The sequence below is a fragment of the Mycobacterium colombiense genome (assembly GCF_003284975.1).
GTDB classification, from domain to species: domain Bacteria; phylum Actinomycetota; class Actinomycetes; order Mycobacteriales; family Mycobacteriaceae; genus Mycobacterium; species Mycobacterium europaeum_A.
Genome location: NZ_QMEU01000080.1, coordinates 1 through 20,729, shown reverse-complemented (window position 1 = coordinate 20,729; position 20,729 = coordinate 1). Strand labels below are relative to the sequence as shown.

Annotated in this window: 18 protein-coding genes; 3 read left to right on the top strand and 15 right to left on the bottom strand. The window is 67.2% G+C overall.

All coding sequences use genetic code 11. The annotated features are described in order from the left end of the window. A partial coding sequence (locus DQP58_RS20005) for an LpqN/LpqT family lipoprotein (protein ID WP_112709967.1) occupies positions 1-815 on the bottom strand: 815 nt, incomplete at its 3' end. 184 nt (positions 816-999) lie between these two features. Here DQP58_RS20005 and leuS point away from each other — a divergent pair. Continuing rightward, a complete protein-coding gene (leuS, locus tag DQP58_RS20000) occupies positions 1,000-3,909 on the top strand; it encodes a leucine--tRNA ligase (RefSeq protein ID WP_112709964.1) in 2,910 nt (969 codons plus the stop codon). Positions 3,910-3,915: 6 nt separating this feature from the next. On the opposite strand, the gene DQP58_RS19995 is transcribed toward leuS, so the two are convergent. The 14 genes from DQP58_RS19995 to DQP58_RS19930 form a co-directional block, all read right to left on the bottom strand. Beyond that, positions 3,916-4,587, bottom strand: coding sequence for an SDR family oxidoreductase (locus tag DQP58_RS19995; protein ID WP_066861714.1), 672 nt, complete (start codon positions 4,585-4,587; stop codon positions 3,916-3,918). A gap of 59 nt (positions 4,588-4,646) precedes the next feature. After that, positions 4,647-5,150, bottom strand: a complete 504-nt coding sequence (locus DQP58_RS19990; RefSeq protein WP_066861711.1) for a MarR family winged helix-turn-helix transcriptional regulator — start codon at positions 5,148-5,150, stop codon at positions 4,647-4,649. Between the two features lie 64 nt (positions 5,151-5,214). After that, on the bottom strand, positions 5,215-5,964 hold the full coding sequence (locus DQP58_RS19985; protein ID WP_112709963.1) for an amino acid ABC transporter ATP-binding protein: 750 nt from the start codon (positions 5,962-5,964) through the stop codon (positions 5,215-5,217). Next, entirely contained in the window at positions 5,961-7,775 is a 1,815-nt protein-coding gene (locus DQP58_RS19980; RefSeq protein ID WP_112709962.1) for an ABC transporter substrate-binding protein/permease, read from the bottom strand. Before DQP58_RS19980 ends, DQP58_RS19985 begins: the two co-directional genes overlap by 4 nt. 50 nt (positions 7,776-7,825) lie before the next feature. Next, complete coding sequence (locus DQP58_RS19975) at positions 7,826-8,566, bottom strand: GntR family transcriptional regulator (protein ID WP_112709961.1); 741 nt, start codon at positions 8,564-8,566, stop codon at positions 7,826-7,828. A gap of 120 nt (positions 8,567-8,686) precedes the next feature. Beyond that, the gene (locus DQP58_RS19970) at positions 8,687-9,499 is read right to left on the bottom strand and encodes an LLM class F420-dependent oxidoreductase (RefSeq protein ID WP_112709960.1); all 813 of its coding nucleotides are present in this window, start codon (positions 9,497-9,499) and stop codon (positions 8,687-8,689) included. Between the two features lie 15 nt (positions 9,500-9,514). Beyond that, entirely contained in the window at positions 9,515-10,429 is a 915-nt protein-coding gene (locus DQP58_RS19965; protein ID WP_112709959.1) for an alpha/beta fold hydrolase, read from the bottom strand. Between the two features lie 49 nt (positions 10,430-10,478). Then, the gene (locus DQP58_RS19960) at positions 10,479-11,687 is read right to left on the bottom strand and encodes a DUF1214 domain-containing protein (protein WP_112709958.1); all 1,209 of its coding nucleotides are present in this window, start codon (positions 11,685-11,687) and stop codon (positions 10,479-10,481) included. Between the two features lie 2 nt (positions 11,688-11,689). Continuing rightward, positions 11,690-12,493: a sugar phosphate isomerase/epimerase family protein gene (locus tag DQP58_RS19955; RefSeq protein WP_112709957.1), complete on the bottom strand. Its 804-nt coding sequence runs from the start codon at positions 12,491-12,493 to the stop codon at positions 11,690-11,692. Position 12,494: 1 nt separating this feature from the next. Next, complete coding sequence (locus DQP58_RS19950) at positions 12,495-13,664, bottom strand: sulfotransferase family protein (protein ID WP_112709956.1); 1,170 nt, start codon at positions 13,662-13,664, stop codon at positions 12,495-12,497. Next, positions 13,661-14,788: an LLM class flavin-dependent oxidoreductase gene (locus DQP58_RS19945; protein ID WP_112709955.1), complete on the bottom strand. Its 1,128-nt coding sequence runs from the start codon at positions 14,786-14,788 to the stop codon at positions 13,661-13,663. The genes DQP58_RS19950 and DQP58_RS19945 overlap by 4 nt, the downstream gene beginning before the upstream one ends. A 139-nt stretch (positions 14,789-14,927) precedes the next feature. Beyond that, on the bottom strand, positions 14,928-16,034 hold the full coding sequence (locus tag DQP58_RS19940) for an inositol-3-phosphate synthase (protein WP_112709954.1): 1,107 nt from the start codon (positions 16,032-16,034) through the stop codon (positions 14,928-14,930). A 57-nt stretch (positions 16,035-16,091) separates the two neighbouring features. Next, positions 16,092-16,634 carry a PadR family transcriptional regulator gene (locus DQP58_RS19935; RefSeq protein ID WP_112709966.1) on the bottom strand — a complete coding sequence of 181 codons (543 nt, stop codon included), beginning with the start codon at positions 16,632-16,634 and terminating at the stop codon, positions 16,092-16,094. Positions 16,635-16,791: 157 nt separating this feature from the next. Next, complete coding sequence (locus tag DQP58_RS19930) at positions 16,792-17,670, bottom strand: DUF1707 SHOCT-like domain-containing protein (RefSeq protein ID WP_112709953.1); 879 nt, start codon at positions 17,668-17,670, stop codon at positions 16,792-16,794. Positions 17,671-17,791: 121 nt separating this feature from the next. Here DQP58_RS19930 and DQP58_RS19925 point away from each other — a divergent pair, with 121 nt between their 5' ends. Together DQP58_RS19925 and DQP58_RS19920 are read left to right on the top strand one after the other, a co-directional pair. Continuing rightward, positions 17,792-18,226: a DUF5318 family protein gene (locus tag DQP58_RS19925; protein WP_064883320.1), complete on the top strand. Its 435-nt coding sequence runs from the start codon at positions 17,792-17,794 to the stop codon at positions 18,224-18,226. Next, a partial coding sequence (locus DQP58_RS19920) for a transglycosylase domain-containing protein (RefSeq protein ID WP_205869485.1) occupies positions 18,219-20,729 on the top strand: 2,511 nt, incomplete at its 3' end. The genes DQP58_RS19925 and DQP58_RS19920, both read left to right, overlap by 8 nt.

Below are 20,729 nucleotides of genomic sequence, written 5' to 3'. Positions count from 1 at the left end.
GGTGCGCTCACGCGGAATCCGTTGACGATGGCGTCGGTGGCCGGTGCGTCGGCGACACTCACCGCACGATCGGTGGTCACCGCCAGCGACACGAGGTACTTGTCGTGCCCCGACGTGGCGATGACGTGGCGCCGCGACGTGTTGAGCGTGAGATCACCGTCGCGGTACGTGCCCTCGACGAGCGACGACGGGAAGCCGCCGAAGTCGGTCATCGCCGCGTTGGTGGGCTGCCACGCTGGAAGCTTCTGGCTGTCGACGTAGCCGTGGGTGATGGCCTCCCTCGGATCGAAGGCGCCGACCAGTTTGTACACCACGACCTGCGCGTTCGAGGAATAGATACTGCTGCCCTGCCGGTCGGCGATCACCGCGAACGCGTCGGGCACGTTGGGATCGGGCACCTGAGTCCAGCGGGCGGGCACCGGCAAGGTGATGTCGAGTGCCTTGAAGCCCTGCGGCTTCTGCGGCTCGAACTTCACGCCCTTGGACTGCAGGAATTCGCGGATCGTTCCCGACGTCGCGGGAGCCGGAGCCGGCGCCGCCGGTGTGACCGCGGCCGGGGCCGTCGTTCCGGGCACCGTGGCGGTGGCCGGCGGGACGATCTGGTTGCCGGCGGGCGGGGCCGCCAGGTATCTGCTCGGCGGGACCAGCTCGGGCCCGAGGTTCTGCGGTGCCGGCGCGGGAACCGCGGGGACGGGCGCAGGCGCCGGAGGCAACGGGTCTGCCGATGCCGTGCCGCCCGCAACAACCGCCAGGCCCATCAGGCCAGCGACCATACCGCCGAGGAATGCCCGGTGGACGGGGACGATCTCAATCATCTGCGTCGGTCCTTCCAATGGCTGCCTACCAGAAGCCGTCGATAGGGGCTGACTGTAACTAGAGGTCAAAGGCGGTGAACAGGCTCGAAACACACCTGGGATGAACCTCTGATCGGCGCGCAACGGAACCGAGACCAACCTGTGGCCGGCGTACTCGCCGTGTCGGCCCTTATACCCTGTTCAAGTGACCGACTCCCCGACCACCTCGCCGGCAAGCAACTCCGGCGCCGCCACGCCCGACTCCGACGCGCCGCCGTATCGCTACACGGCGGCGCTGGCGGGTCGCATCGAGGGCGTGTGGCAGGAGAACTGGGCGAAGCTCGGCACCTTCAACGTGCCCAACCCGGTCGGTTCGCTGGCGCCGGAAGACGGATCCCCGGTGCCGGACGACAAGTTGTTCGTGCAGGACATGTTCCCGTACCCGTCGGGGGAGGGCCTGCACGTCGGCCACCCCCTCGGTTACATCGCGACGGACGTCTACGCCCGCTATTTCCGGATGACCGGCCGTAACGTGTTGCACGCGTTGGGATTCGACGCCTTCGGGCTGCCGGCCGAGCAGTACGCGGTGCAGACCGGCACCCATCCGCGCACCCGCACCGAGGCCAACGTCGTCAATTTCAAGCGCCAGCTGGGACGGCTGGGTCTCGGTCACGACAGCAGGCGCAGCTTCTCCACCACCGACGTCGAGTTCTACAAGTGGACCCAGTGGATCTTCCTGCAGATCTACAACGCCTGGTTCGACACCGCCGCCAACAAGGCCCGTCCCATCGCGGAGCTGATCGCCGAGTTCGATTCCGGCGCCCGCCGCCTCGAGGACGGGCGGGACTGGGCCGGGCTCGCGGCGGGGGAGCGGGCCGATGTGATCGACAGCCACCGGCTGGTGTACCGGGCCGACTCGATGGTGAACTGGTGTCCCGGTCTGGGCACCGTGCTGGCCAACGAAGAGGTCACAGCCGACGGTCGCAGCGACCGCGGCAACTTCCCGGTGTTCCGGAAACGGTTGCGGCAGTGGATGATGCGAATCACCGCGTACTCCGATCGGTTGCTCGACGACCTCGAAGTGCTGGACTGGCCGGAGCCGGTCAAAACCATGCAGCGCAACTGGATCGGCCGGTCCACCGGTGCCAAGGCGCTGTTCGCGGCGACCAAGGCCGATGGCGAGACGGTCGACATCGAGGTGTTCACCACCCGGCCCGACACGTTGTTCGGCGCCACCTACTTGGTGCTGGCCCCCGAACACGACCTGGTCGACGAACTGGTCACCACCGCCTGGCCGGACGGCACCGACCCGCGCTGGACTTATGGCGCCGCGACGCCCGGTGCGGCCGTCGCCGCCTACCGGCAGGCGATCGGGTCGAAGTCAGACCTCGAACGCCAGGAGAGCAAGGCCAAGACCGGTGTCTTCCTGGGCAGTTACGCCGCCAACCCCACCAACGGCAAACCGGTACCGATCTTCATCGCCGACTACGTGCTGGCCGGATACGGCACCGGGGCCATCATGGCGGTCCCGGGCCACGACCAGCGCGACTGGGACTTCGCCCACGAGTTCGGCCTGCCCATCGTGGAAGTCATTGCAGGCGGCGACATTTCGGAGGCGGCCTACGCCGGCGACGGGGTGCTGGTCAACTCCGGCTACCTCGACGGTCTGGATGTGGCCGCGGCCAAGGAAAAGATCACCGCACGCCTGGAGGCCGAAGGCCGCGGCTGGGCGCGCGTCGAATTCAAGCTGCGCGACTGGCTTTTCGCGCGTCAACGGTACTGGGGCGAACCGTTCCCCATCGTCTACGACGCCGACGGGCGTGCGCACGCACTCGACGAGGCCGCACTGCCGGTCGAACTGCCCGACGTGCCGGATTACTCACCCGTGCTGTTCGATCCCGATGACGCCGACAGCGAGCCCTCGCCGCCACTGGCCAAGGCCACCGAATGGGTGCACGTCGAGCTGGATCTGGGCGACGGCCTGAAGCCCTACACCCGGGACACCAACGTGATGCCGCAGTGGGCCGGCAGCTCCTGGTACGAACTGCGCTACACCGATCCGCACAACTCGGAGCGGTTCGCCGCCGTGGAAAACGAGGCCTACTGGATGGGTCCGCGCCCGGCCGAGCACGGGCCGCAGGATCCCGGTGGGGTCGACCTGTACGTCGGCGGCGCCGAACACGCGGTGCTGCACCTGCTGTATGCGCGGTTCTGGCACAAGGTCTTGTACGACCTGGGCCACGTAAGCTCTCGCGAGCCCTATCGGCGGCTGGTCAACCAGGGTTACATCCAGGCCTTCGCCTACACCGACGCGCGAGGGTCGTACGTGCCGGCCGAAGAGGTGGTCGAGCGGGACGGCCGGTTCGTCTATCCGGGGCCCGGGGGAGAGGTCGAAGTCTTCCAGGAGTTCGGCAAAATCGGTAAGAGCCTGAAGAATTCGATCTCGCCTGACGAGATCTGCGACGACTACGGCGCCGACACCCTGCGGGTCTACGAGATGTCGATGGGTCCGCTGGAGGCGTCCCGGCCCTGGGCCACCAAGGACGTCGTCGGTGCCCACCGTTTCCTGCAGCGCGTGTGGCGTCTGGTCGTCGACGAGCAGACCGGCGACACCCGCGTGGTCGACGGGCCCGCCCGGGAGTTGGCGATCGGAACGCTGCGAGTGCTGCATCGGACCATCGCCGGGGTCGCGGAAGACTATGCGGCACTTCGGAATAACACCGCTGCGGCCAAACTGATCGAATACGCCAACCATCTCACCAAGGAGCACCGCGACGCGGTGCCACGCGCGGCGGTCGAGCCGCTGGTGTTGATGCTGGCGCCCTTGGCCCCGCATATGGCCGAGGAGCTGTGGCTGCGCCTGGGCCACGAGACCCCGCTGGCGCACGGTCCGTTCCCGGTGGCCGATCCCGCTTTTCTGGTCGACGACACCGTGGAGTACCCGGTCCAGGTCAACGGCAAGGTCCGCGGTCGAGTCGTAGTGGCCGCCGATGCCGATCAGGACACGCTGAAGGCCGCCGCGCTCGCCGATGAGAAGGTCCAGGCGTTCCTGGCGGGCGCCACCCCGCGCAAGGTGATCGTGGTCCCCGGCCGGCTGGTCAACCTGGTCGTCTAGCGCCGCCTAGCGCCCGGTGGGTCGCAGCATCAGTTCGTGGACGTGGCCGTCGGGCGGGGTGTTCACCGCATGGACGACCGCCGCCGCGACCGTTTCGGGCTTCAAGAAGTTGGCCGGGTCGTAGCTGCCGCCCTCGAACTCGACGAGTTCGCGCTGCATGTCGCTGTCGGTCCGGCCCGGATAGATCGTCGTCACCCGCAACTCCGGTTCGTCGCTGCGCAGCGAATCCGCGAAGGCGCGCAGCGCGAACTTGCTGGCCGAATAGGAAGCCATGCCCCGCGAGGCGGTGCGCCCGGCGCCGGAGTTGATGAACACCACCTGGCCGCGCGCCCGTCGCAGCGCCGGCAGCAGCGCGAGCGTAAGTTCTACCGGCCCAAAGACGTTCACGGCGAATGTGGCACGCCACTCGTCGATATGCGAGTCGGAAACGCTGCCGGGTATGGCCAATCCGGCGTTGTGCACCAGCACGTCGAGTTCGTCCACGATTTCGCAGGCGGCTTCGATGTCGCCGGAGTCGGTGAGATCCAGCGGAAAGGTGGTGGCGCCGAGCCGCTCGGCGACCCCGTCGAGCCGATCGGAGGGCCGGCCGGCCAGCAGCAGGGTGTGGGTGGGGGCCAGCGCCGCGGCGATGGCCGAACCGATACCGCCGCCGGCGCCTGTGATGAGTGCATTGGGCATGCCCGGCAGTTTACCGACAGCCGCGCTCCCAGGCGAAAACCATTGACAGAACGGGCTTTTCAGGCTTCCTTGCGCGCGGGCGGCACGCCGGCGGGCCCGGACGTCGGATCACCGGAGGCCAGCCGTTCCAGCGGCGCCAGCGCCTGCATCAGGGTGTTGAGGTCGGAGGTCGGGAGCTGGCTCAGCATCGCGGCCAGGCTAGCGCGCCGATTGGCCAGCGACTCACCGTGAACGGCCCGCCCCCGCGGCGTGATGTCCACGAGCACCGCTCGCAGGTCGGACGGGTCGCGGGAACGCTTGACCAGCCCGATCTTTTCCAGGCGCCGGATCGCCACGGTCGTGGTGGGGGTGCGCACCCGTTCGTGTGCGGCGAGATCGGTCATTCGAATCGGGCCCTGGTCGAGCAGGGTCACCAGGATCGACAATTGCGCCAGGGTCAGCTCCCCGGCGGCCGCGCCGCTCGGGTCGCCGCGGCGGAGAATCGCAAACAATTTGGACAGCGCCCGGTGCAAACCTTCGGCGAGCTCGGCTACCTCGGCCGGGTTCGTTTCGCTGTCTGCCATAAATCGGGAGTCTATCCCGATATGAGGTGCTTACGAGGGAGCTATTGCCCACCAGTTAGTGGGATCAAAGCACTTGGGACAAAAACCGCTGCAGCCGTTGGGTCTCGGCCGCTTCGAATATCTGCTCGGGCGGTCCCGATTCCACAACCTTGCCGTGATCCATAAAGATCACGGCGTCGGACGCCGACCGCGCGAAACCCATTTCGTGGGTTACCACAACCATTGTCATGCCATCGGCGCCGAGGTCGGCAATGAGTTGCAGTATTCCCTTGACCATTTCCGGATCCAGCGCCGAGGTTGCCTCGTCGAAAAACATCACCTGGGGAGCCATCGCCAACGCGCGCGCGATCGCCACCCGCTGTTGTTGGCCGCCGGACAGCATGCTGGGGCGTGCACCGGCCTTGTGCTTCAGGCCAACTCGGTCCAGTTGTGCCATCGCCAGATCGCGCGCTTCGTCGGTCGGCAGGCGGCGCAACTTCCGCGGGGCCATCGCCACGTTGTCCAGCACGCTGCGGTGCGGGAACAGGTTGAAATGCTGGAACACCATGCCGATCCGCTGGCGGAGCTCGTTGGGATCGTCGCGCAGCACCGACCTGCCGTCCAGCAGAATGTCGCCGCTGTCAGGCTCATACAGGCGGTTGAGCGTGCGCAGCAGTGTCGACTTGCCCGAGCCGGATGGCCCGATGATCGCGACGGTGCTGCCGGCGGGTGCCTCGATGTCGACGCCGCGCAGCACCTTGCTCCCGCCCAGAGTTTGGTGAACGTCTTTGGCCGCCAGCGACACTGACGCACGCCCGTGGAAGCCGGAGGTCACGTGATCTCCTGGCCGAACGTCGTCACGAGCATGTCGGCATCGTCTTCTGGCGCGGCGGCCCGGCGTCCGCGGCGAAGCCGGTTGTCGATGTAGTTGACCAAATGCGTTAGCGGAATGGTCAATAGCAGGTAGAAGAGGCCGGCGGCCACCAACGGTGACAGGCTGCCGGTTTGGGCGTTGAGATCCCGTCCCACCTGGAATAGCTCTCGCTGATCGGCGATCAGGCCGAGGAAGTACACCAGCGCGGAGGCCTTCAGCAACCCGATGGCCTGATTGACCAGGGCGGGCAGGACGCGCCGGATTCCCTGCGGTACCACCACCAGCCGCATCGCGGTGACGTAGCTGAAGCCGAGGGCCCGGGACGCTTCCAGTTGTCCCGGGTCGACGCTTTGGATCCCGGAGCGCAGGATCTCGCCGATGTAGGCGGCGGCCATCAGTCCCAGTGCGGCGATGCCGAGCGGGTACGGGTTTTTGTTGGTCAGGCCGCTGACCAATGGGCCGATGCCCATCCCGATGAGCAAAATGATCACCACTTCGGGCAGGCCGCGGAAGATGTCGGTGTACACCCGCGCCGGCCAGCGCAGCCAGCGCCGGTGCGAGATTCCGGCCATCGCGAGCACCATGCCGAACACCAGGCCGATCACGAGGGCGCTGTTGGTCAGGATCAGGGTGTTGGGCAACCCGGTCGTGAACAACATCGGGATCGCTTGCCGGTACATGTCCCAGTCGAAGAACGAATCACCCAGCTGGGCCAGTGGTGATTTCGGGGCGGGCGGCTCCGCCGATGACCGGTGTCGTTTGGCGATCGCGGCGTAGTCCGGCAACTGGGGGAGGGGCGCGGCTTTGGAGCCGGGTTTCCAGCCGGGCGGCAGCGACCGCGGCACCCACTGGCTGTACAGGTGCGCCCAGGTGCCGTCGGCGATGACGGCGTCCAGCCCGGAGTTGAGCGCGTCGATCAACGGCTTGTTGCCCTGAGCGACCGCGTAAGCGACGAAATTGCCTGGGCTGTAGGTGTTTGCGGCGACCACCGCCGGATCACCCGGGCGAATGACGGTCGCCGCGAGGGTTCCCGGCGCCACCCACGCATCGATCTGGCGGCTCTTGAGGCTGGCGTACAAGGTGGCGAAGCCGGGGTACTTCACCGGTTGCAGGTGCAGGACGTCGATGACGTACGACTCCTCGACGGTGCCCTGCACGACGCCGATGCGTTGGCCGGCCGCGAGGTCGCTGAATTTGTGGATGGCGGACCCGGGCGGCACCACTAGCGAATAGAAGCCGAAGTCGTAGCCGTTGGTGAACGAAACCGTGCGCCGCCGGGCGTCGGTGGCTTTCACCGCTGCCGAACCGACGTCGAAGCGCCGAGACGCCACCTGGGCCAGCAGCGCGGAGAAGTCGGTGCTGACGAAGCGGACCTGCAGACCTAGCTTGTCGGCGATCGCGCGCAGCAGTTGGTTGTCGAAGCCGCTGAACTCGCCGGTGGCGTTGATGCAGATGTTGGGTGGGGCGTCCGACAGCGTGCCGACCGTCAGCACTCCCGGCACCCCGAGGCCCAAGGCACCGACGTCGACCGCGCCGAGTGGCTCGACCGACGCCGTCGTGTCGCGGTCGTCCTCACCGGTGGTCGGGTTGTCGGTCACATCCTTGGGCAGGGTCCGGGCGCTCTCCACCCCGGCCGGCGCGCATTGATTCCAGTCCGCGGCAGCGGGCGCCATCGGTACGCCCAGCGCGAGGCCGCAGATCATGAGGATCGTCGCGGCCAGGGCGAAGGCCCTTTCGCGACGCTTGGTGTGCCGGCCCACGCGCAAACTCATCAGTGTCACCGTAACGACTGAACGGCGACGCGGCCCGGTCAGCGTCGGTTCTACAGCGCGAGCGACGCTTCGCCGCAGATCGTGTCGGCGTCGGCGATTACCTGCAGTGGCCCGGCGACGACCCGGCTGACATCGTCGGGTGGGGTGAAGACCCGCCGCCGGAACAGTTCCGCGAGCATGGTCTGGGCCATCAGGTAGGAACGGTCGACGCACGCCGCCCGCGCGGCTTCGGGGTCACGCCGGTGTATTGCCGAGGTCTCATCCTCGTAGAACGGCAGCATCTCGTCGCGCCCGCCCTGATAGGTGGTCCAAAAGAGGCGGGGGATGAGATTCTGCGAGGCGCGGATGGTGGCGTGCAGACGCGGTCCGGCGTACTCGTCGTTGACGGTGCGCCGATACTCGGCCGCGATGTCGGTGAAGGCGCGCGAATCCTTCGCGGTGCGTAGCGAGCGCATGAGCGAATCCAGCTGTCCGAGGATCCGCGGCGTGGGATTGGTGGCCGCGCGTGCGGATGCAATCCCATTGAGCAGCCCGTCGAGCTCGTGATGCTCGAGGACGGTGGCTTCATCGAACCGTTCGACGAAGGCACCCCGGTGGTAACGCGTGGACACGATGCCGTCGTGTTCGAGTTGGACCAACGCCTCTTGAATGGGCACCCGGCTCACTCCGAGGCCCAGTGCAATTTCGTTGCGGTCGACGCGGTCCCCGCTGCGCAGCTTTCCGGTCAACAACAGGTGGAGAATGTGCGAAACAACCAGGTCCTTTTCTTTAACCCCGTATTTCTTCGGCATCGTTTTGTTGAGTCTCTTTCGCACCGGGTTTGACCATCTAGCGGTGAGAGTTTCTCATGAATTGACGCGCGTGTTTCGGTGTTTGGCCAATGAACCCGGGGCGAACGCGGCGCGGCCGGTTCAACGACTATTGCGCCACTTGCATAGCGCTTCGGCGGCGGTCAGGTCGTAGTCCGGGCCGTTGACGCCCACGGTCAGCAGCGTGACCCCCAGCGCGGTGAGGCCTTCGGCGTTGGCGATCAACCCGTCGAGGCCCTCGCCGCGACGAACTCCGCTGTTGTCCTCGACGCCGGCCGACCTCTCGATGGTGGACGGGTCGCGCCCCACGGCGGCGCAATGCTCTTCCAGCACGGCGGCCGCGGCCGGGTAGGTGTCGACAGTGGTGAAACCGTGCCAGATGTCGCCGTACTCGGCGACCATCCGCAGGGTCTTTCGCGGTCCCTTGCCGCCGATGAGCATCGGGATGTCGCGGGTGGGAGCCGGGTTCAGTTTGGTCAGCCGACTTTGGATCCGGGGCAGTGCGGTCGCCAGGTCGTCCAGGCGGCCGCCCGCGGTGCCGAATTCGTAGCCGTACTCGTCGTAGTCCCTTTGTTTCCAACCCGAACCGATGCCCAGGATGAGGCGGCCGTCGGAAATGTGGTCGACGGTGCGGGCCATATCGGCCAGCAGCTCCGGATTCCGATAGGAGTTGCAGGTCACCAGCGCACCGATCTGAATGCGTGAGGTCTGCTCGGCCCAGGCGCCGAGCATCGTCCAGCATTCGAAGTGCGCGCCGTCGGGGTCGCCGTAGAGCGGAAAGAAGTGGTCCCAGTTGAAGGCGATGTCGACGCCGATGTCCTCGCAGCGGCGCACCGCGTCGCGGATCTGGGCGTACTGCGGAGCGTGTTGCGGCTGTAGCTGGACACCGATGCGGATCGGGAACTCAGAGGTCATGGCACCACCGTAGGCTCAGCCCGCGTCGAGCACCTCGCGCAGGATGTCGATCAGCGCGCGCGGCTGGTCGCTCTGCACGGAGTGGCCCGAATTCTTCACAACGTGTGCCGAGCGGAAATGCCTTGCGCGACGGGCAAGCTCGGCGGCGTCCTCGTCGTTGACGAATCCCGACGAGCCACCGCGCACCAACGTCACCGGCGCGGATAAGGCGTCGACATCGTCCCACAGCCCGGCGAAGTCGGGGAAGGTGCGGATGGCGTCGTAGCGCCACGTCCAGTTGCCGTTGTCCAGCTTGCGCGAGTTGTGAAACACGCCGCGGCGCAGCGCCTTCACCTCACGGTGCGGCGCGGCGGCGACCGTCAAGTCGAGCATGGCCTGGAAGCTGGGGAACTCGCGTTCCCCGTGCATCAGCGCCACGGTGCCCTGCTGCTCCTTGGTCATCTCGGAATGCCGTTGCAGCGCCGACGGAGTGACGTCGATCAGCACAAGCTCATTGACCAGCTCGGGCGCCACCGCGCCCACCCGGATCGCCGTCAGCCCGCCCAGCGACATGCCGACGACGAGGTCGGCGGAGACCGCGTGCTCGCGCAGGATCGGCAGCAAGGCGTCGGCGTTGCGCTGCGGGGAGTAGTCGCCGTCCTCGCGCCAGGCGGAGTGGCCGTGGCCGGGCAGGTCGACCGCCAGCGCGGGCTCGCCGAGGCCGACGATGATGGTGTCCCAGGTGTGCGCGTTTTGGCCGCCGCCGTGCAGGAACACGATCCGCGGGGCGGTGCTGCCCCAGCGCAGCGCGCTGATCCTGGCTTCGCCCGTGCCGGACTCGACCCGCTCGGCGTCCGGCAGTGGGCCGGAGACCCCGGCCTGCTCGGCGTTTTCGGGCAGCAGCGAGAATTCGGAAAGCCCGGCCAGTTCGTCTTCGGAGATCTCGGTCACGATCTTTGACCCTAGACCCGGCGTCTAGTGGCGGGCCGCCACCACCGGGCTAGAGCACATAACGGCGGCGAATGCCATGGAAGCGTTCCCACATCGCGGCGGCGCGCTCCGATGCGCCCACCATGGCGGTGTCCGCGGGCAGGGCGCCGAGCAGGTCGGCGTGCTTGACCACCCGGGTGTCCAGCACGGCGGGCTCGCCCTCGAGCATGTGCCGGTAGGTCAGGTTGCCGCGCTCGAAGCCCTGCGTGTCCAGCCAGTTGTGCACGCCGGGATCACGGTGAGCCATAACCAGCCGGATCCGGCCGTCGTGGTCGATCTTGGTGCGGCTCGGCGTATAGCTCACCGGGCGGTAGAGGTAGTCCATGCTGTTGAAGAAGACACCCATGTTGGTGAACATCCACAGCCCGTCGTGCGCAGCGAATTCGACGATCAGCGCCTCGTCGGGCGCCAGCTCCCAATACATGTTGGCGGCGGCGCGCCCGCGCTTGCTGTCGGCGTCGTCCGCTCCGACGCGCGGGAACGCGTTCGGGTGCTCGACATCGACACCGCCGTAGTTGAACGGGAATTCGGGCCAGTCGGACATCAGGCCGGTGACGAAATCACCGGCCCAGCTCATCGCCTCGACCATGTCGGCGGGCGTGGGCAACGGCTTGGGGGAGTCCATGTCGACGCGTTCGATGTGAAGCTGCGCCGGCGACTCGTCCCAGCGGTCAAAACCCTGTCGGATGAATAGCTTTCGTGACTCCGGCGTGGTCGGCAGCCAGTTCGGCCCGCGCTCCGGGCCGCCGATGTACAGCTCGAATCGACCGTCGCCGCCGACGTCGAGTTGATGGCCGAGCAAGTTGGCCTGTGGGGTGTCGCCGAAGGGTTCGTGCAAGACGCCCGGGCCGGGTGTGCGCCGCCCTTGGACGGTGACGTTGAAAAAGCGCGAGGTGCCGCGGCTGCCGGTGAGCCGGTAGGTCGACTGCCCGTCGATCCACGCTTGTTGATAGGTGAAATCGGCGCAGTCGCCGCCGAGCTTGCGGGTGGGGCCGCAGAAGGTGTGCAGCACCGGGTAACCGGTGTCGCGGGTTTCGAGGGCCAGATCGAAGGCCTGGCCGAGGTTCTGCGTGAGGAATCGGTAGGCGTCAACGCGCTGCAGCGCGGCGGCGGGGTTGGCGTCTTTGAAGACCTGTTCTCCCGCGCGTTGCAGCCGGGCGCAGAAATCGCTCCACGCCGATTGCAGCGCCGCGTCGTCGGAGCCTTCGCCGAAACCCATTGTCACGCACCCAATCTCTGCAGCATCGCCCCGATGACGTCGCACGCTCGTCGCGCGGACTGCAAGCGGCCCTGCGCTTCGATGCGGGGACCGAGCAGTTCCAGGTCGAATCCATGTGCGTAGCCGCCGGCCAGCGCCTGGGCGACGAACGCTTCGATCGGAATCGCGCCGTCACCCGGCACCGCGCGACCCGGCAGCGCGCGGTCGCCCAGCACGTAGTCGCTGAGTTGGATGAGCTCGGTTCGTGGCAATGCCCGCTGCACCATCGCCTCGAAATCGCCCTCCGCCCAGCAGTGGAACAGCTCGATGCAGACGCCCAGGCCGCTCATTTCGGCCAGGGTGACGGTATCGCGCAGGGTGTGGGCGAGATGAATGTCGGCGTAGAGGCTCGACGCGTTCTCGATCGCCAGCGCCACACCCGCCCGCTTCGCGTGCTCCACGCAGGGTGCGATCATGGCGCAAAACCGATCGGCGGCCTGTTGCCAGGCCAGTGCGCCCCGACCCCCGGTCAGCACGTAGACCACGCGCGCCCCTACCGCGGCCGCCGCGTCGATCACCGCCAGCAGGGCGTCGCGCGCCGCCTCTGCGCGGGTGTCCAGCCGACCATCACCGAAGATGTGGCAGACCGCCTCGACCTTATAGTCGTTGCGCCGCAAAATATTTGGAAGTTGCGGGTCAAGGACCTGGCTGTCCAGGATGCTCAGCCGCGACACCCCCAGTGTCGCCCAGTGGGCCTCCAGCGTGGCCAGCGGCTCGCCATAGAAGGTGACGCTGTGCACCGACAACCGTTTGTGCGTCGCCGCCATGTCAGCCGCGAGTTTCGATCTCGACACCGAATCGGTCACGGAAGGGCCGGAATTCGGCGTGCAGCGCATCGAGGTCTTCGCCGATGTCGGTGAGCAGTTGCGTGGAGTAGCGGAATTTGCCGTATCGGTCGCCGCGGTTGTTGGCCAGGTAGTCGCGCATGGCGGATTCGGCTTCGGGTGTGACCCGACGGCCGGCGAATGCGTAGTAGCGCTGCACAGTCGCAACTTGATCGGCAATGAAATCGGTGTAGCGGATGTGCAGGATGCGCGGGTCGTCGACCCAGGGGTCGCTCATCGTGTTGGCGACGCTGGCGCGGGTCAGCTCCAGATGCATCTTGGCCAAGGCGTGCAGGTCGACGGGACCGATCATGCCCTCGGCGATGTCGGCCATCATCATGGTGCGCGATGCGGCGACCTGAACCGGGTCGCGGTGCAGCCAGACCAGGGTGGCGTCGGGGTAGGTGGCGAACATCTCCTTGAGCCGGAACCCGTGGAAACCCTTCAGCACCCAGTACTTTCGCGGCCGGCTGTATTGCAGTTGTTGCAGCATGGCCTTGTGTAACCGGTATTGTGCGGCCGGGTCGGTGGCCAGACCGCCGACCAGCGACTGCATCGGCACCCGCCACCACGCGGTGGGGGTCATCACCCGAAAGTCGAACGCCCAGGTTCGTTCGTCTTCGGGCAGCCCGTCGCCCAGCATGTCGTTGTAAGGGTGGCTGTGCAGCCATTTCGGCATCTTGGCGTTGATCTCACGCCAGTCGGCGTCGGCCCGCGCCCGGCGGTCGTCATCGGGTGCGGCCAGGCCCGGCGGCGGTGACGGGTACATCACCTCCCAGAAGCGCAGCGCGCGGGCGTTCGGGTCCACTGACATCAGGGCGTGCATAAGCGTTGTCCCCGAGCGTGGTTCGCCGGTGACGAACATCGGCGACTCGATGACTTCGGCGCCGATCGGGTAGCGGTTGCGGTCCTCGATGAGTTCGAGCCGCGACGTCAGCAGCCAGCGACACACCTGCGCGGCCTCGAAACGGCCGTCGGCATCCATGCCCAGGCCGTTGAGGTGGTCGACGGCGACGGCGAAGCGTTCCGGCAGGGTGGGGTCGCCGTAGTCGCGCAGCCCGGTTTCGGCCTCGGCGGCGGCGAGCATCTCCGCGGCGTCCAGACGTGCTGTCACGACGGGCCTCCGCAGAGGCGCACCAGCTCATCCTCGGCCGCAAGGACATTCGCGGCCGAAGCCTGTGCGTATTTCAACCCGGCCATGGCGCCGTAGTCGAGTATTTTCGGCACGCGCAGGCCCGCGTCCACGTAGGTCTTGACGATCTTGGCGACCTCTTTGGGTGTGCCGTGCGGCACGACGGCCAGCACCATCTCGGGTCGCGCGTTGTCCAGAAATTCCAGGATCCGCTCCCGGGTGAGTACGGCCGGGTCGATGTCCTGGAATCCGCGCCAGCCCTCGCCCATGGGGTGTTCGAAGCCGAAGTCGTGCAACGTCTTTGCCGAGACCTGTAGCAGGAAGGCCTTGACCAGGGGTGCCTGCAGGATCTCGGCGAGGGCCTCGTCGTCCGCACCGATCAGGCAGACCTGGATGAAGCAGGGCGTGATCGCCAGCGGGTCGCGGCCGGCGCGTTCGGCGGAGCTTCGCACCGCGGCGAGCATCTGGGCGTAATGGTCGGGAGTCCAGGCACCCGCCGGCCACCAGCCGTCGGCGTACCGGCCTGCGATGTCGAGCATCCGCGGGCCGCTGGCGCCGATCCAGATCGGCGGTACCCGGCCCTCATAGGGTTCGGTGTCCAGTCGGGCGTGGTGCAGCTTGTAGAACTGGCCGTCGAAGTCGATCGGCCCGTCACTGCGCCACAGCAGCTGGATCACCGCCAGCGCTTCCTCGAACCGGCTGACCGATCGCGAGAAGTCGAAGCCGTAGGGCAGCGTGTTCTCGCTCTCGCCGCTGCCCAGCCCGAGGATGAAGCGCCCCTTTGCCAGGTGATCGATGGTCAGCGCGGTTTGGGCGAGCAGCGCGGGATGGCGGCGCACGGTGTCGACCACCGCGCTGACCAGAGGGACCCGTTCGGTCAGCACGGCCGCCGCGGCCGCCACCGCGAGTCCGTCCAGGTGGCGGTGCGGTGAAGGGGAAGCCGTGGCCAGGTCGGTGAACTCGGGCGTCCAGATCGAGTCTGGCCAGAAGCTGACCATGTGATCGGGCAGCCAGATGGAGTGGTATCGGCCGCTGTCGAGTTCCGCGAGCCGGGACAGGTCGAGGGGAAGCGTCGTGCGGAGGAACGCCGCGGGTTGAACGGTCATCGAGACATGATGCTAAGCAGCTGCACAGCATCGTGTCGATGATTTGGCCGCAACGGCCGCGAGCGTAACGCTGTGGCGGATTCTCGAGGTGAAAATCGCCGTGGCGTTACGCTCGCGACACGCTGGTGCGTCGAGGGGCTCAGCCCTCGATGATGAATTCTTCGAGCTTGGCGCGCGCGATGTCGTCGGGGAGCTGCTGCGGCGGGCTCTTCATCAGGTACGCCGACGCCGGGATCACCGGGCCGCCGATGCCGCGGTCCTTGGCGATCTTGGCGGCGCGCACCGCATCGATGATGACGCCCGCGGAGTTCGGCGAGTCCCAGACCTCGAGCTTGTACTCGAGGTTCAGCGGCACGTCACCGAAGGCGCGGCCCTCCAGCCGAACGTAGGCCCACTTGCGGTCGTCGAGCCAGCCGACGTGATCGGACGGGCCGATGTGCACGTCCTTGGTCTTGAACTCGCGCTGCAGGTTGGAGGTCACGGCCTGCGTCTTGGAGATCTTCTTGGATTCCAGGCGCTCGCGCTCGAGCATGTTGAGGAAGTCCATGTTGCCGCCGACGTTGAGCTGCATGGTGCGGTCCAGCTGCACGCCGCGGTCCTCGAACAGCTTGGCCATCACGCGGTGGGTGATGGTCGCGCCGACCTGGCTCTTGATGTCGTCACCGACGATGGGCACGCCGGCGTCGGTGAACTTCTTGGCCCACACCGGGTCCGAGGCGATGAACACCGGCAGGGCGTTGACGAACGCCACGCCCGCGTCGATCGCGCACTGGGCGTAGAACTTGTCGGCCTCTTCGGAGCCGACCGGCAGATAGGAGACCAAGACGTCGACGTTGGCCTCGCGCAGCGCCTGGACCACATCGACGGCCTCGACGTCGGAGACCTCGATGGTGTCGGCGTAGTACTTGCCGATGCCGTCCAGCGTCGGGCCGCGCTGTACCGTCACGTTGAGGGGCGGCACGTCGGCGATCTTGATGGTGTTGTTCTCCGACGCGAAGATCGCCTCGGACAGGTCGAAGCCGACCTTCTTGGCGTCCACGTCGAACGCGGCGACGAACTTCACGTCGCGGACGTGGTACTGGCCGAACTTCACGTGCATCAAGCCGGGCACGGTGCTGTTGGGGTCGGCGTCGTAGTAGTACTGCACGCCCTGAACCAGCGAAGACGCGCAGTTACCGACGCCGACAATGGCGACTCGTACCTCCGACTGCGCCTCTGCCGCCTTCGGCGGTTGGTTCTCACTCATAAGGGCGTTCTCCTAACCTCTGACCTCTGACTGGGATGCTGGGTTCGTGCGGGCGGGTTACGTTTGCTCGGAGAGGCCGGGCATAGCCCGCTCCGCAGCAATGAGCTCGTTGAGCCACTTGACTTCGCGTTCACTGGACTCGAGCCCCAATTGATGAAGCTGACGGGTGTAGCGGTCGAACGAGCTACTGGCCCGCGCGACTGCTTCGCGCAGACCTTCCCGTCGTTCCTCGACCTGACGGCGGCGGCCTTCCAGAATGCGCATGCGCGCCTCTGCCGGAGTCCGGTTGAAGAACGCCAGGTGTACCCCGAAGCCGTCGTCGGTGTAGTTGTGGGGACCGGTGTCGGCCACCAGCTCAGCGAAGCGCCGGCGGCCTTCGTCGGTCAGCTGGTAGACGCGCCGGGCCCGCCGGACCGGCGTCCCGGCCGGGGCGGCGTCCTCGGCGATCAACCCGTCGGCCTGCATGCGGCGCAGGGCCGGGTAGAGCGAACCGTACGAAAACGCCCGGAACGCGCCGAGTAGACCGGTCAGCCGTTTGCGCAACTCGTAGCCGTGCATGGGCGATTCGATCAGGAGACCCAGGATGGCAAGCTCCAGCAATCGAATCACCTCCCTAAAAGTTTTGCGTGGCTGGTTACGACGGTCCGACGCCTCGCGCAATCGTATCGTCTCGATATATTAGCCACAACACCACCGGCTGTTGGTTTGCAGTTTGTCACAGTGCAGGGGTTGTGAAGTGCGCCGGGCGGACCGGTCTTTACGTCGGCAGACTCATCTGCTTGACGGTGCCGTCACCGGTGAAGGAGATGTAGCCGCCGCCGTAATCGCTGGAGACATACAGCGACAGGGAGAGCGCGCCCGGCGTGGTCGGGTCGGTTGCCGGCTCGACGATCAGGTATGTGGTTTTCACGTCGGAGGGCTTCATGCGCAGCGTCTGCGGGGCGCCGCGCATGATGCCGACGGTCTTCGTGACGTCGAACCTGCTCAGGTCGACCGGGACGGGACCGTCCGAAGAACTCTTGGCCGAGCTGGTCGGATCGCCCCAGCCGCCGCGATAGGTATAGGCCAGCACCCGGCGGTCGTCCGAAGGGTCCGGCCGGTCCAGCGACGCGTAGGTCGGATAGATCACCAACCGGTAGCCCATGGTGTCGCCGAATCGTTTGCGCATCTGTTCCAGCAGTCCGGTGAGCCCGCCGACCGAGTGCAGCTGGGTGGGCGGCGTCAACACCACGGCGCTGACTCCGTCGGGCTTGGCTCCCGGGTCGGTGGTGAAGTCCAGCGGCGAGCGGGTGTTGCCGTACAGGCCCCACCCGATCCCCATGCCCAACAGCACGGACGCGACGAACGCGGCGGCCAGCACTCCCCACCCGCCGACTTGGGGCACTTTGGGGCGCGAGTCAAGGGCCGGCAGCTGCCGCCCCGAATCGGTTTGCAGGTCGCTCACCAGGGCACGCAAGTCGCCCAGCGTCACCGCCTTGGTGGCCGCGCTGACCCTCTCCCGGTGCTCCTCGGCGGAGAGCTCACCGTCGGCCAGCGCGTCGTCGAGGACCGTGCAGGTGTCTTGGCGATCGGTGTCCTTGGCGCGGGTAGTCGTGGTCACCCCGCCGGCCAGCGGTGCCCCGAGCCATCTCGCCACGGGGATGATCGTAGAAGTCCGGTGTCGGTTTGGCGCAGAAATCACCGTCGAGCACCGCGGCCGGACCGCCACGGTTTGGTTGCGTATCACTGGTCACCGATGGCGACGTACTCTGGTGGGCGTGCGACTGCAGCGACAAGTGGTGGATTACGCGCTCCGGCGGCGCTCACTGCTGGCCCAGGTGTACTCGGGCCGGACGGGTGTCTCCGAGGTCTGCGACGCGAACCCGTATCTGCTGCGCGCCGCCAAGTTTCACGGGAAACCGAGCCAGGTCATGTGCCCGATCTGCCGCAAGGAGCAGCTGACGCTGGTGTCGTGGGTGTTCGGCGAACACCTGGGTGCGGTGTCGGGTTCGGCGCGCACGGCCGAGGAATTGGTGATGCTGGCAACCCGGTTCGAGGAGTTCGCCGTCCACGTGGTGGAGGTGTGCCGGACCTGCAGCTGGAACCATCTCGTCAAGTCCTACGTGCTCGGCGCGGCGCGCACGGCACCCCCGCCCAGGGGTACCGGCCGCACGCGGACGGCGCGTAACAACGCCCGCACGGCCATTGAGTAACGAAGGACGCCACAGCCAGTCCTCCGGTGACCAACGTGGGCCATCGACTGAGCATGTAGGCAATCAGAGTTCTGACAAGCGTCCGGGCCCCAGCCGTCCGGATGCCCCTCGGGATCGTGAGCGTCGGGAGGGGCCGCCGGCGATCAGCCGTCGTCGCCAGGCTCCGCCGGACGATCGATTGACCACGATCCTGCCGCCCGTGCAAGACGACCGGGCGCCCCGACGCTCCGATCCCATAGACGAAGTCAAAGCCGCACTGGCCGGCCCGCCGTCCACGCCCTTGCGGCGCGACCCGCTCGACGAGGTCAAGGCGGCGCTGGACAGTCGGGGGCCGGTATCCGGCCGCAAAGAGCGGGCAGGCCTCGGCGGTGGTCCGCCCGCCGGGCCGCCCCCACCGCCCCGGCACCCCGGAGGCCCGGGTGGACCCGGCGGGCCCGGTGGCCGACCCCTCCCGCCGTGGCGCGACTGGGCCTGGACCGAGCAGATCAACTGGCTATGGGTGCGGCGCGGGGCTTACCTGTGCGCGGCGGTACTGGTGCTCTTGCCGATCGTCACGTTCGCGATGGCGTACTTCATCGTCGACATTCCCAAGCCGGGCGACCTTCGCACCAACCAGGTTTCGACCATCCTGGCCAGCGACGGCTCGGAGATCGCCAAGATCATCCCGCCCGAAGGCAATCGGGTCGACGTCAACATCAGCCAAGTTCCGGTGCATGTGCGCCAGGCGGTGATCGCCGCCGAGGACCGCAACTTCTACTCGAACCCAGGGTTCGATTTCGCCGGTTTCGTGCGCGCGGTGAACAACAACCTCTTCGGCAGCGGCGACCTGCAGGGCGGGTCGACCATCACCCAGCAGTACGTGAAGAACGCGCTGGTGGGTTCGGCCCAGCACGGTGTCAGCGGCCTGATGCGCAAGGCCAAGGAATTGGTCATCGCCACCAAGATGTCGGGGGAGTGGTCGAAAGACGATGTCCTGCAGGCCTATCTGAACATCATTTACTTCGGCCGGGGCGCCTACGGGATCTCGGCCGCCGCCAAGGCCTACTTCAACAAACCCGTCGAGCAGCTCACGGTCTCCGAGGGTGCGCTGCTGGCCGCGCTCATCCGGCGGCCGTCCACTCTGGACCCGGCGGTCGATCCGCAGGGCGCCCGGGCCCGGTGGGCGTGGGTGCTCGACGGCATGGTGGAAACCAAGGCACTGTCGTCCAATGACCGTTCCGCGCAGGTGTTCCCGCCGACCGTGCCACCGGATCAGGCGCGCGCGCAGAACCAGACGACCGGGCCCAATGGGCTGATCGAGCGTCAGGTGACCAAAGAGCTGATGGAGCTGTTCAACATCGACGAGCGGACCCTGAACACCCAGGGCCTGCAGGTCACCACCACCATCGATCCGAAGGCCCAGCAGGCGGCGGAGAAGGCGGTGTCGAAGTACCTGGACGGCCAGGATCCCGATATGCGTTCGGCCGCGGTCTCGGTCGACCCGCACGACGGCGCCATCCGTGCGTACTTCGGCGGCACCGACGCCAACGGGTTCGACTTCGCCCAGGCCGGGTTGCAGACGGGATCGTCGTTCAAGGTGTTCGCGCTGGTGGCCGCGCTCGAGCAGGGCATCGGGCTGGGCTATCAGGTCGACAGCTCGCCGTTGACGGTCGATGGCATCAAGATCACCAACGTCGAGGGCGAGAGCTGCGGGACCTGTAACCTCGCCCAGGCGCTGAAGATGTCGTTGAACACGTCCTACTACCGGCTGATGCTCAAGCTCAAGGGCGGGCCGCAGGCCGTCGCCGACGCCGCGCACCAGGCCGGCGTCGCAACCAGCTTCCCCGGCGTGGACCACACCCTGTCCGAGGACGGCAAGGGCGGACCACCGAACAACGGAATCGTGCTGGGCCAGTACCAAACCCGGGTGTTCGACATGGCCTCGGCCTATGCCACGCTCGCGGCCTCCGGGGTGTATCACCGCCCGCACTTCGTGCAGAAGGTCGTCAACTCCGACGGCCAGGTCCTCTTCGACGCCGCCAACTCCGACAACAAGGACGAGCAGCGAATCCCCAAGGCCGTCGCCGACAACGTCACCGCGGCCATGGCGCCGATCGCCGCCTATTCCCGCGGCCACGCCCTGGCCGGCGGTAGGCCCTCGGCCGCCAAGACCGGCACCACCCAGCTCGGCGACACCACCTCCAACAAGGACGCCTGGATGGTCGGCTACACGCCGTCGCTGTCGACTGCGGTGTGGGTGGGCACGGCCAAGGGCGACAGTCCGCTGGTAACCGCCTCGGGCGGACCGGTTTACGGCTCGGGGCTGCCGTCGGACATCTGGAAGGCCACCATGGACGGCGCCCTCAAGGGCACCTCCAACGAGTCCTTCCCCAAGCCGACCGAGATCGGTGGCTACGCCGGTGTGCCCGTCGCGCCGCCCCCGCCGCCGCCGCCGTCGGAGACCGTCATCCAGCCGACCATCGAAGTGGCGCCCGGCATCACCATCCCGGTCGGCCCGCCCACG

What these genes read in the sequence shown, in the direction of transcription:
- DQP58_RS19945 (WP_112709955.1), bottom strand. Translation starts at nt 14,788, where the DNA reads ATGACCGTTCAACCCGCGGCGTTCCTCCGCACGACGCTTCCCCTCGAC.
- DQP58_RS19970 (WP_112709960.1), bottom strand. Translation starts at nt 9,499, where the DNA reads ATGACCTCTGAGTTCCCGATCCGCATCGGTGTCCAGCTACAGCCGCAA.
- DQP58_RS19995 (WP_066861714.1), bottom strand. Translation starts at nt 4,587, where the DNA reads ATGCCCAATGCACTCATCACAGGCGCCGGCGGCGGTATCGGTTCGGCC.
- DQP58_RS19940 (WP_112709954.1), bottom strand. Translation starts at nt 16,034, where the DNA reads ATGAGTGAGAACCAACCGCCGAAGGCGGCAGAGGCGCAGTCGGAGGTA.
- DQP58_RS19960 (WP_112709958.1), bottom strand. Translation starts at nt 11,687, where the DNA reads ATGGGTTTCGGCGAAGGCTCCGACGACGCGGCGCTGCAATCGGCGTGG.
- DQP58_RS19975 (WP_112709961.1), bottom strand. Translation starts at nt 8,566, where the DNA reads ATGCCGAAGAAATACGGGGTTAAAGAAAAGGACCTGGTTGTTTCGCAC.
- DQP58_RS19955 (WP_112709957.1), bottom strand. Translation starts at nt 12,493, where the DNA reads ATGGCGGCGACGCACAAACGGTTGTCGGTGCACAGCGTCACCTTCTAT.
- DQP58_RS19980 (WP_112709962.1), bottom strand. Translation starts at nt 7,775, where the DNA reads ATGAGTTTGCGCGTGGGCCGGCACACCAAGCGTCGCGAAAGGGCCTTC.
- DQP58_RS19990 (WP_066861711.1), bottom strand. Translation starts at nt 5,150, where the DNA reads ATGGCAGACAGCGAAACGAACCCGGCCGAGGTAGCCGAGCTCGCCGAA.